Genomic DNA, 10,867 nt, shown 5'->3' with positions numbered 1-10,867 from the left:
GCGGGCCGAAGCACAGGGGAGCGGTCATGGCGGAGGCGACACGTCGCGATTGCATCGTCATCGGGTACAACGAGACCCCGTTCGACGAGTACGAAGCCGGAATCAGGCGCTATGGCGAGGACTCCGAAGCGTATCGGGATCTGAAGTTCAGCTTCATCGAGCTCGAAGGCAAGCGGCTCAACTACGTGGACCTGCTGAACCACGTGTACCGCAGGGCCCTCCCCTCGGGGACGCCGCACGCAGCGTTCCGCTCTGGAGGCATCCCCAGCCTCGCTGCCGTCTATCTCAGCAGCTTCCTGCGCCGCCACGGCCATGACGTGACGTACCTCAACCTGTTCCAGCACGAGAAGGAGCGCCTGGCCGAGCTGCTCGCTCAAAACCCTCGCGCGGTGGCCATCACCACCACCTTCTACGTCCTCAATGATCCCGTCATCGAGATGGTGCAGTTCATCCGCCAGCACAACCCCGACGTCCGGATCATCGTCGGCGGTCCGCTGGTTTCCAATCATCACCGGCGCTACGAGGGAAATGAACTCGCGGTGGTGCTCGACGACCTCGGTGCGGACATCTACGTCGTCGAGAGCCAGGGCGAACTCACGCTCTCGCGGGTCCTCGACCGGCTGAAGGCGGGCCAGGAGCTGGGCGACGTCCCCAACCTCATCTACCCCGCCGAGGGAGGGCCCGTCCGCGCTGGGCGCTATCGCATCAACCCACCGCAGGCGGAAAGCAACTCCCTCGACGAGAACATCATCGACTGGCGCGGCATGGCGGAGAACCCCCTGGGCCCCACGCTCCAGACCCGCACCGCCCGGAGCTGTGCATACAGTTGCTCGTTCTGTGCCTATCCCATGCGTGCCGGCAGCCTGACCCTGGCGAGCCTGGATGCGGTGGCACGCGAACTGGACGCGATGGCCGAGCTGGGCACCCAGAACGTCGTCTTCATTGACGATACGTTCAACGTGCCGCTGAAGCGCTTCAAGGAACTGTGCCGGTTGCTGATCGAGCGCCGCTACGGCTTCAACTGGTTCTCCTATTTCCGGTGCAGCAACTCGGACGATGAGGCCGTGGACCTGGCGGCGCAGAGCGGGTGCCGCGGCGTCTTCCTTGGGATTGAATCCGGCTCGCCGCGAATCCTGGCCAACATGAACAAGGCCGCGACGGTGGAGAAGTACGTGAGCGGCATGAAGCGGCTGCATGCCCACGGCATCCTCACCTTCGCGTCATTCATCCTGGGCTTCCCCGGCGAGACGGAAGAGACGGTCGACGAGACCCTCGCGTTCATCCAGGAGACCCGGCCGGACTACTACCGCACCCAGCTCTGGTACTGCGAACCCGGTACCGCCGTGGATGCGAAGCGGCAGCAGTATGGGATTACCGGCCAGGGGTTCATCTGGCGGCACGACACCATGGAGAGCCTGGAGGCGATGGATCACATCGACCGGATGTTCCTCACGATGAAGGACTCCGTCTGGTTGCCGCAGTGGTCATTCGACTTCTGGATCATCCCCTACCTGCTCGGGCGGGGGCTCAAGACGGAGCAGTTCAAGGCGCTGATGCGGCTGGCCCACCAGCTCCTTGCGCTGGAGATCGCCTCCGTCTCCTCGGAGACGAAGCGCGTCCAGCAGCGGGACTACGTGGGGCAGATGGAAGCGCTGGTGCGCCAATGGAGCGGCGCCTCGTCCCAAGCGGTGCTGGCTGGAAGATGATGGGAGTTCGCAATTGAGCATCGAAGCGTATCGGCTCTCTCCTCAGCAGCTTCGTCTGTGGCGGTTGCACGGCAAGCACCAGACGCTTCGGGCCCAGGCATTGATGCGGCTCGAGGGCGCCCCCCAACCCGGTGCCCTCGAGCACGCGGTGGCGCGGCTCGTCGCGCGACATGAGCCGCTCCGAACTCGCTTCCCGAGCCTGCCGGGACTGGACGCCCCCGTGCAGGAGCTGATGGCGAGCGGCGAGGTGGAGTGGGACCGGGTGGACTTCCGCACCTTCCCCGCCGCCACGCGCGAGGAACGCGCCCTCGCCCACTTCCAACAGGTGGGCCAGCGCGCTTTCGAGCTCGACACCGGCCCCGTCCTGCGCGTGAGCCTGATGACGTTGGACACCGGGCAGCACCTGCTGGGGCTGGTCGCGCCAGCGCTATGCGCCGACGCCGCCACCCTGCGGCGCTTCTGCTCGGAGCTTCAGCGAGACATCGCAGGGCAAGCCCAGGAACCGGAGCAGGACGGAGAGCAGGCCTCTCACCTCTCGTTCTCTGAATGGCAGAACGAGCTCCGCGAGGAGCTGACGGAGCGAGACCACCCCGCGGCCACCTTTTGGGAGAAGCACGGGACCACCGCAGGCGCGGCGGTGACACTGCCCTTTGAAAGGCCCGCGAACGCGGCGCAGGCGTTCGACCCGGCGTCGCTCGAGTTGACGCTGAACGGCGAGCGGCTGTCGCGGCTCGACGCTGCGGCGCGCGAGCTGGGGTGCTCCCTCGAGGGCCTGCTGCTCGCCACCTGGAGCGCGGAGCTCTGGAAGCTGACCGGCCAGACGGACCTCGTGCTGGGCCTTCAGAGCGACGGACGCGAGCACGAGGAACTGGCGGAAGTGGTCGGCCCCCTCTCCCGCTGGGTGCCGCTCCGCGTCCGCCTCGACGCGGCCCAGCCGCTGGGCGAGCTGGCCCTCCAGCTCCAGCAGGAGCGGCGCGAAGCGCTGGAGTGGCAACGGTACTATGTCTGGCCCGCCTCGGATGGCGAGCGCGTCCCTGGCCGGGACTTCCCCGCCATCGGCTTCCGCTGGGAGGACGTGCCGGAGACGCCGCACGAGGGCGCGGGTGTGCTCCGGCTCGAATCGGCACGCGCCTACGTGGATCAATCCAAGCTGTGCCTCTGCTGCCTGCGAACGCGGTCCACGCTCACGCTCGAACTCCAGTACGATCGAAGCCTCTTCCCGCCCGCTGCCGCTGAACAGGTGCTTGGGCAACTCGAAGCGCTCCTGGAGCAGATAGCCGGCTCGCCGCGGGCGCGGCTGGATGGCTTGGATGCGGTGAGCCCACGCGAGCGGGCACGGTTGCTGGTGGACTTCAACGCCACGGCCCGGGAGCACCCGGCGCGCTGCGTCCACACCTGGGTGGAAGAACAAGCCTCACGCCATCCGGACCGGGTGGCACTCGTCTACGAGGAGCGCACGCTCACCTACGCGCAGCTCGACGCGTGGGCCAACCGGGTGGCGCACGCGCTCCGACGCCGGGGCGTGGGTCCGGAGATGCGTGTGGGGCTGTACCTCAACCGCTCGCTCGAAATCATGGTGGGAATCCTGGCCGTCCTGAAGTCTGGCGGGGCCTACGTCCCGCTCGATCCGGGCCAACCCCGGCAACGGCTCGCCGGGCTGCTTGACGACATCCAGGCGAAGGTCCTCCTCACCCAGAAACGGTTGCGCGAAACCGTACCCGAGGCCGAGGGGCGCGAGGTGCTGTGCCTCGACGAAGAGGCCACCTTCGCCGGGGAACCTACCAGTGCCCCACGCGGCGGAGCCCTGCTGGAGCACCCCGCGTACGTCCTCTTCACCTCCGGCTCCACCGGCCGTCCCAAGGGTGTCGTCGTCGAGCATCGGCAACTCCACAACTATGTTGCGAGCGTGATGGAGCGGCTGGACCTGCCCGAAGGCGCTGCCTACGCCACCGTCTCCACCTTCTCGGCGGACCTCGGCAATACCGTCATCTTCCCCGCGCTCTGTCTCGGTGGAACCCTGCACGTCATCTCCGCCGAGCGCGTGTCGGATCCGGCGGCCTTCGTGGAGTACCTCCAGCGCAACCCGATTGACGTGCTCAAGATTGTCCCCAGCCACCTGCGCGCGCTCGCGAGCGCTGGCACAGCCGGGGCGCTTCTCCCGCGGCAGCGGCTCATCCTTGGCGGCGAGGCGACGCCCCTCGCGTGGGCCGAAGAACTGCAAGCCCAGGCGCCCGGGTGCCGCATCTACAACCACTACGGGCCCACGGAGACGACGGTGGGCGTGATGACGTTCCGGCTGGATTCGTCGCGGCCCTTCGCCGCGAACAACACCCTCCCGCTCGAGCGCCCCATCGACAACACCCAGGTCTACGTGCTCGACGCGAGGCTGCGGCCCGTGGCAGTGGGCATGAGCGGCGAGCTCTACATCGGTGGTGCTGCGCTCGCCCGGGGGTACCTGAACCGTCCAGACCTGACCGCGCAGTCGTTCCTCCCCAATCCCTTCAGCGCCACGCCCGGTGCCAGGATGTACCGGACGGGGGATCTCGCCCGCCACCTGCCCGACGGAACCCTGGAGCACCTCGGCCGGGCGGACAACCAGGTGAAGTACCACGGCTACCGTATCGAGCTGAACGAGCTGCGCCACGCGCTCAATCAGCACCCTCAAGTGCGCGACAGCGTGATGATGCTGAAACGGGACACGAACGGTAACGAGGTGCTCGTCGCCTACTACGTCTCGCGCCAGGAGCAGGAGCACGCTCAACTCCGCGCCTTCCTCGCGGAGCGGCTCATCGAGGAGGTGCTCCCGAATGTCTACGTCCACCTGAAGAAGCTGCCGCTCACCCTGAATGGGAAGGTCAACCACGAGGCCCTCCCCTCCCTGGACGAGGCACGGAGGAGGCAACGCAGCCAACTCGTTGCCCCCCGGACGCCCGTGGAAGCCACCCTGGCGGACATCTGGTGCCAGGTCCTGAACCTGAAGGAGGTGTCGGTCACCGACAACTTCTTCAGCGTCGGTGGGGACTCCATCCTGGGGATCCTCGTCGTTTCGAAAGCCGACCAGGCGGGGCTCAAGCTCACCCCGCGGCAGCTCTTCAAGCACCAGACCATCGCCGAGCTGGCCAGCGTCGCGGCCCAGGCACCTGCCTCTCCCGACGACGAGGGCCCGGTCACCGGCCCCCTGCCGCTGACCCAGATCCAGCGCTGGTTCCTGGAGCAGGAAGTACCGGACCTGGATGGCTGGGGCATTGTCGTACCCCTCGAAGCGCGGCAACCCCTGGACCCGTCCAGGCTCCAGCAGGCATTGACCGCGCTGCTGAACCACCACGACGTGCTCAGGCTCAGGGTGACGCGCAATGGCTCCGGCTGGGAAGCCCTCATGACCCCGCCTGGCGCACCGATGCCGTTCACCCGGATTGACCTCGCTTCGGTCCCTGACGCCTTGCTCGAGGAGCGATTCCAAGCGCTGGGGCAGGAACTCCAGGCGAAGCTCCGGTTGGACGGGGGCCCCGTGGTGGTGACAGCCCTGCTCGAGCTGGGCCCCCACCGCCCGAGCCGGCTGATGATCGCCGCGCACCGGCTCGTGGTGGACGGCGTCTCCTGGCGCGTCCTCTTCGAACAACTCCAGCTCGCTTACGAGCAGCTCGGAGGAGGCGGCGAATGCAAGCTGCCGCCCAGGACCACTTCGGTCCGCGACTGGCTCGAGCGCCTCCAGGGCTACGCGGACTCGCCCCGGCTGCGGGAGGAACTCGCGCACTGGACCGCGCAGGGGAAGGAGCCACCCCGGCCGCTTCCTGTGGAGCGCCCGGAGCCCCAGGTTCCCACAAGCCTGGAGCGGGAATTCACACACGCCCTGTCGCCTGAAGAGAGCCGGCTCCTGCTCAACGAGCTGCCCGAGGCGTACCGGTGTGAGATTGGCGAGCTGCTGATCGCCACCCTGGCCTGGACCCTGCACGAATGGACGGGTCATCCGGAAGTGCTGCTCGACATCGAAGGCCACGGGCGCGAGGACGTCTTCGAGGACGTCGATCTCTCCCGGACGGTGGGCTGGCTCACCTCGCTGTACCCCGTGCGGCTCACGCCGGAACGGGCGGGGCCCAGCGCCACCGTGCGGACGGTGAAGGAGCAGCTCCGCTCCGTGCCGAACCGGGGCCTGGGCTACGGGGTGCTGCGCTACCTCTCACCCGACGCGGAGCTTCGCGCCCGGTTGGCGCGCGCGCCCCAGGCCGAGGTGCTCTTCCGGTACGTGGGGCAGTACCACCTCGCGGGTCCGTGGTTCACCGTGCTGGACCACCCGGAGCAACGGGCGCCCACGCGCCAGCACAAGCTGGCGGTGATTGCCCGCGTGGCGGACGGTCAGCTCCATGTCACCTGGTACTTCAGCACCGACCTGCATGAGACCGCCACCGTGGAGCGGCTCTCCGCTCGGTACCTGGACACGCTCCGGACGTTGCTCGCGGAGCGCGGGGTTCCCGAGCGGCAGGTCCTCGCGCCTTCAGACTTCCCACTGGCCGGGTTGGACCAGTCGAAGTTGGACAAGCTCCTGGGCAAGCTCAAGAAGTAGCGCCGGGTGGTGGACCTCTTCCGGAGGACTCGCCCTCCGGAACGCGTTGCCGGAAGCATCCTTTCCGGTGGCGCGGTGAACTCTTAGACTCGCGTGGGCACGGCCGCCGAGACGGTGGCGCCTCTCGCACGGTACGACGTGGCCCCTCCATCCCCCTCCTCGTGGTTTGGCGCGCTTCGCCCCTGGCTGCTCGGATTGGGGCTCACCCTGGTGGTCGTCGCCATCCAGGCCGGAGCAATCCGGACACCCAGTCCCCGCACCGCGGACGCGCCTTCCACCGAGTTCTCCGAAGAGCGTGCCCAGCGCGTCATGCGGCACCTGGCAGAGGGCATCGGCCGGCGCATCCCCGGCACCCCCGCCCACCAGGAGGCCGCCACCTACCTGGCCAGCGTGCTGCGCGAGCTTCCGCGCCTCGAGGTCGAGATTCAGGAGGCGGAGGGGCTCTATCTCGATGACGACACCCTCGTCGCCTACACCGTCCGGAACGTGGTGGCCCGCTTGCCGGGACGCAGGCCGGACGCGGTGCTCCTCTCGGCCCATTACGACAGCTCTCCCGAGGGCGCCGGAGCGGCGGACGACGCGCTCGGAATCGCCGCGATGGTCGAGGTCGCGCGCGCACTCGCGAACGGACCGGAGCTCGAGAACACGGTCCTCTTCAATTTCAATGGGGCCGAGGAATATGGCCTGCTCGGCGCAGCCGGTTTCATGCAGCACCGGTGGGCGAGCCAGGTCCGCACCTTCCTGAACCTCGAGGCCACCGGGCTGGGCGGCCGGGCAATCCTCTTCCGGGCCGGGCCGGACGCATCCTGGCTCCTGGAAGCCTATGCCCGGGCCGTGCCCCAACCGTTCGGCGACGTGCTGGGCCAGGACCTTTTCCAGCATCGACTGGTTCCGGCGGGCACCGACGGCCACGTGTACCGCAGCGCGGGCATCTCCGGATTGGATCTCGCCCTCTTCCGGGACGGCTATGCGGTGCACTCCCCGTTGGATCGGCCTGAGCGGGTAGAACCCGGAAGCCTTCAGCACATGGGCGAAAGCGCGCTGGCCGTGACACGCGAGCTCGCCACTCGGCCATTCCCGGACGGGAAAGGCTCGGGCCCGTCCATCTACTACGACGTGCTGGGGCGCTGGATGCTCCAGTACAGCGCCCACGCGGCGTGGGCCTGGGCCGCGGCCGCCGCGCTGCTGGTGGCTGGCGCCACCGTCCTCGCCACTCGGCGGAAACTCGTCCGCCTGTCCCTGGCCGCCGAGGGGCTCGGCTTCTGTACGCTTTCGCTCGCGGTGGCGCTGGTGGTGCCGATTGCCTTCGGCTTCCTGCCCCACTACGCATTCGAACGCCCACATGGCTGGTACGCCTCGCCGTGGCTGGCCGTCGCGGCCTTCGGCACGCTCGCTGTGACTGGGGCGCTGCTCCCCCGCGCGCTGTGGGCGCGAAGGCTGGCCGCCCGGGGCGTGGCGCCCCAGGAGCGCGTATTCACGGCCTGGCTCGGTGGGCTCTGGCTGTGGGTGCTGACACTGGGAGCGTTGCAGCTTCTGGGGCTTGGCACCGCCTACCTGGCGCTGTGGTGGACCGTGGGCGGCGCGCTCGGGCTCATCGCCGCCACCTTCCTCGCCTCGCCTCGCGCTCGGATGATGGCCCTGTATGCGGGCTGGGTGCCGGGCTTGCTGCTGACCGTGCAGATGGGGCGCTCCCTGCTGGAGCTCTTCGTCCCGGTGGCGGGCCACCTTCGGCTGGGGGTACCACTCGATCCACTCGTGGCACTGCTGGCAGCGCTGCCGGTGGCCCTGGCGACCGTGCTCGGACTTGCCCCTGTCCAGGAGCAGTCCCGCTTCGGCCCATCGGCCACGGCCTTCGCCACGGTGAGCGTGGCCTTCCTGGCCGCGCTGCTCCTGCGCTTCCCGTACACACCCGAACGGCCCAAGCGGCTCTGGCTGGAGCACCGCCTTCAGGAGGGCCGCAGTGAGGTGCATTACTCGAGCTGGGACTTTCCCGACCCGCGCGCCGCGCTCTCCGGGCAGCCCGGGCCCCTTCAAGCGGCCGCGCGGATGCCGGGCTTTCGCGGTGGTTACACCGCGCCAGTGCCGCCCGCGGACCTGCCTGCACCCCAGGTCGAGGTGCTCGAATCACAGGACGACGGAACCACCGCGCTCCGGACCGTGCGGCTGCGCCTCCAATTGGGCGCGGCATACCTCGGCCGGGTGCGGATTCCGCGGGCCGCCCTCGCGGGATGGTCGCTCCCGGCCCCCCTCCCGCCGCTGGCGCCGGAGGACTCGGTCTATGTCCTCGACGTGCTCGCACCGCCAGGAGGGCACTACGAGGTCTCGCTGCGTCTGAGGGGCCAGGAGGAGGTGCCGGTGGACGTACAAGCCTTCTTCGCGGAATGGACGCCGCCGCTCGAAGAGGCGCGTTCGCGGCTCCCCGCGTGGACGACAGCGAACCTGCGCGTCTCCACGTACGCCACCATCCGGCTCTGACCCGCCCGGCCTACGCCTTCACCTGGACGGGCGGCGGGGCCTTGTCACCCGCGCGAGGAGGCATGGGATGGGGCTTCGGCGCATCAGCCCTGGCGCCGCGCCGCTTCAATTCCGCCGCGTGGGCCGCACGGATGCGCCGCGACGCCAGCTCAGGCGTGAAGGCGGGGGCCAGTGAGAGGAACCGGCCCCCCTCCAAGCGCTCCCCTTCCCGGTACAGCAAGCCCTGCTGGTTCCACCCCTCGAGGAGCTCCGCAATCTGCTGCGCGGTGGCCCTGCCCGGCTCGATGAACTCCTGGTTGAGATCGTCCCAGCGGCGTATCTCCGCGCAGTACATGTAGACATCGCGCGCGAGGCCCTTGAACACGGAGGTCCGGAGCACGCCGGTCCGCGCATCGAAGATGCGCATGGACTGCCCGCTGTCGAGGTACGTCAGCAGGTGCCGGTACTCGCTGGCGCGTGCTGCGGAGTAAGCGGCCCCCCACTGCTTGCAGAGCGCGCGGACGTGGCTCCAGTCAGCCACGGGTCCGTCCTGGTCGTACGACAGATCGAGCAGGTACAGCCGCTCGTAGAGCGCCTCGGGCAACCCGGCCCGGTAGAAGTCGGCGTTGCGCAGGTTGCGGACCCCGTACTCCTGGCTCAACACCTGGACGGTGGCCCCGCGTCCGAGCCAGAAACGGTTGGCCGAGAGCGGCTCGTAGCCGAGCGCGTACCGTTGGATGGTCTCGCAGGTCTCCGCCACTTCCTCCGGCCGCCCGCCAGGGAAGTCGGTGAGGAGATTCGCGCCGTTAGAGATTCCCAGCTCATGGCAGATCTTCATCACCTGCAGGTTGGTGATGACCGACGTCCCCTTGCCGATCCGCTTCAAGTACGACTCGGAGAGACTCTCGATGCCGAACTGGACGAACCGGACACCGGCCTGCCACAACATCAACAGCTCGTGGGGACGGATGTTGGCACGCATCTCATAGAAGATGACCCAGTCCTTGCCGGTATCGATGAGCCGTTGCGCGAACTCATCCACCCCCTTGAGCCGAATGATGTTGTCTAGGAAGAAAAGAACGTTGTTGTGGTAGCGCTCGTTGAGGGCCACCACCTCTGAAACGAGCCGCTCGGCCCCCTTCTCGCGGTAGCCACTCCATTGCACGTTCAGGTTGCAGAAGTGACACGTCGCCTTGGGGTTGCCGGTCCGCTTCGCGCGATCCCACCAACAGCCCCGGGAGCCTTCCACCGTCATCAGCCAGAGGAAGTTGAGCGCCTCCGCCCGGGTCGCGTACTCGCTGTAATCAGGGATGGGCAGGCTGTTGACGTCGGACACCTCCCAGAAGGGCGCGCCGCGCGGCAGGGCGCTGGCGGTCTCTCGCGTGATGAGCCCCTTCAGGCCGCTGACGTCCTCTTCAGCGGCCAGTCCGCGCGCCAACGCCAGCAGCGGCTGCTCGCCCTCACCCTGGATGACGTAGTCGAAGCAGTCGAGCTCCTTCAAGAGAGAGGGACCGACGCGCTCGGAGACCGTCGAACCTCCGAGCACAATCCGCGTCCCGGTGGAGCGCCGCTTGATTCGCATGCTGAGCGCCAGGTTCGCGAAGAGCTGTCCGAAGCAAGTCGTCAAACCGACGAGCTGGTAGCGTCCGGCCACCTCTTCCGCCACGCGGTCCAGGTGCGCCTCCAAGCGGGCCTGGATGACGTCGAACGCGCTCGACCAGGTAGGACGCTCGCCGTGAATCTCCGGGTCGAGGAAGCTGCCCGCTCCCGTGAGCGGCGCACCTGACTCCTCCATCCGCGAGATGAAGAAGGCGCGCACCTGCTCCTTCCTCTCCGGAAAACACAGCGCTGCGTACAACATTTCGCCGACATCGTAAGAGGACTGCGAGATCCGGTCGTAGCAGCCGAAACCGAGCGCAGCCGCCGCGTCGAGAAAGTCAGAACGGCACACCACCTCGAGCGTGGGCTCCTGCTGCTTCAGGTAGGCGCACAGCGCGCCCAGGGCGGCCGATGGATGGCGGTACAGAGACCAGGGAAGCGCGATGAGACAGATCCTCAAAAGGCACCCACGCGGAGACGGGAGAGGAAAGACTTTACCGCAGCACGAAACTCCTCTCCAGACGCCCTGTGGCAAAGCCACCGCCCG

General features: G+C 68.1%; 4 protein-coding genes. 3 read left to right on the top strand and 1 reads right to left on the bottom strand.

Annotated features, from left to right (window positions below; genetic code table 11):
* The first annotated feature begins 26 nt into the window (after nucleotides 1-26).
* The 3 genes from FMP39_RS04735 (at nucleotide 27) to FMP39_RS04725 (ending at nucleotide 8,742) form a co-directional block, all read left to right on the top strand.
* Entirely contained in the window at nucleotides 27-1,706 is a 1,680-nt protein-coding gene (locus tag FMP39_RS04735) for a PhpK family radical SAM P-methyltransferase (protein ID WP_141588802.1), read from the top strand.
* A gap of 13 nt (nucleotides 1,707-1,719) precedes the next feature.
* A complete protein-coding gene (locus FMP39_RS04730; protein WP_194858237.1) occupies nucleotides 1,720-6,267 on the top strand; it encodes a non-ribosomal peptide synthetase in 4,548 nt (1,515 codons plus the stop codon).
* A gap of 93 nt (nucleotides 6,268-6,360) precedes the next feature.
* Nucleotides 6,361-8,742, top strand: a complete 2,382-nt coding sequence (locus tag FMP39_RS04725) for a M28 family metallopeptidase (RefSeq protein ID WP_194858236.1) — start codon at nucleotides 6,361-6,363, stop codon at nucleotides 8,740-8,742.
* Nucleotides 8,743-8,752: 10 nt separating this feature from the next.
* Here the strand turns inward: FMP39_RS04725 and FMP39_RS04720 are convergent, their stop codons facing one another.
* The gene (locus FMP39_RS04720) at nucleotides 8,753-10,780 is read right to left on the bottom strand and encodes a RiPP maturation radical SAM C-methyltransferase (protein WP_141588799.1); all 2,028 of its coding nucleotides are present in this window, start codon (nucleotides 10,778-10,780) and stop codon (nucleotides 8,753-8,755) included.
* Nucleotides 10,781-10,867 lie beyond the last annotated feature (87 nt).

It is taken from the genome of Myxococcus sp. AB056 (assembly GCF_006547365.1).
Lineage (GTDB): Bacteria > Myxococcota > Myxococcia > Myxococcales > Myxococcaceae > Myxococcus > Myxococcus virescens.
This window is presented reverse-complemented; position numbering and strand designations above follow the sequence as displayed.

Coding starts and splice junctions, on each gene's coding strand:
- FMP39_RS04735 (WP_141588802.1), top strand. CDS start 27: ATGGCGGAGGCGACACGTCGCGATTGCATCGTCATCGGGTACAACGAG.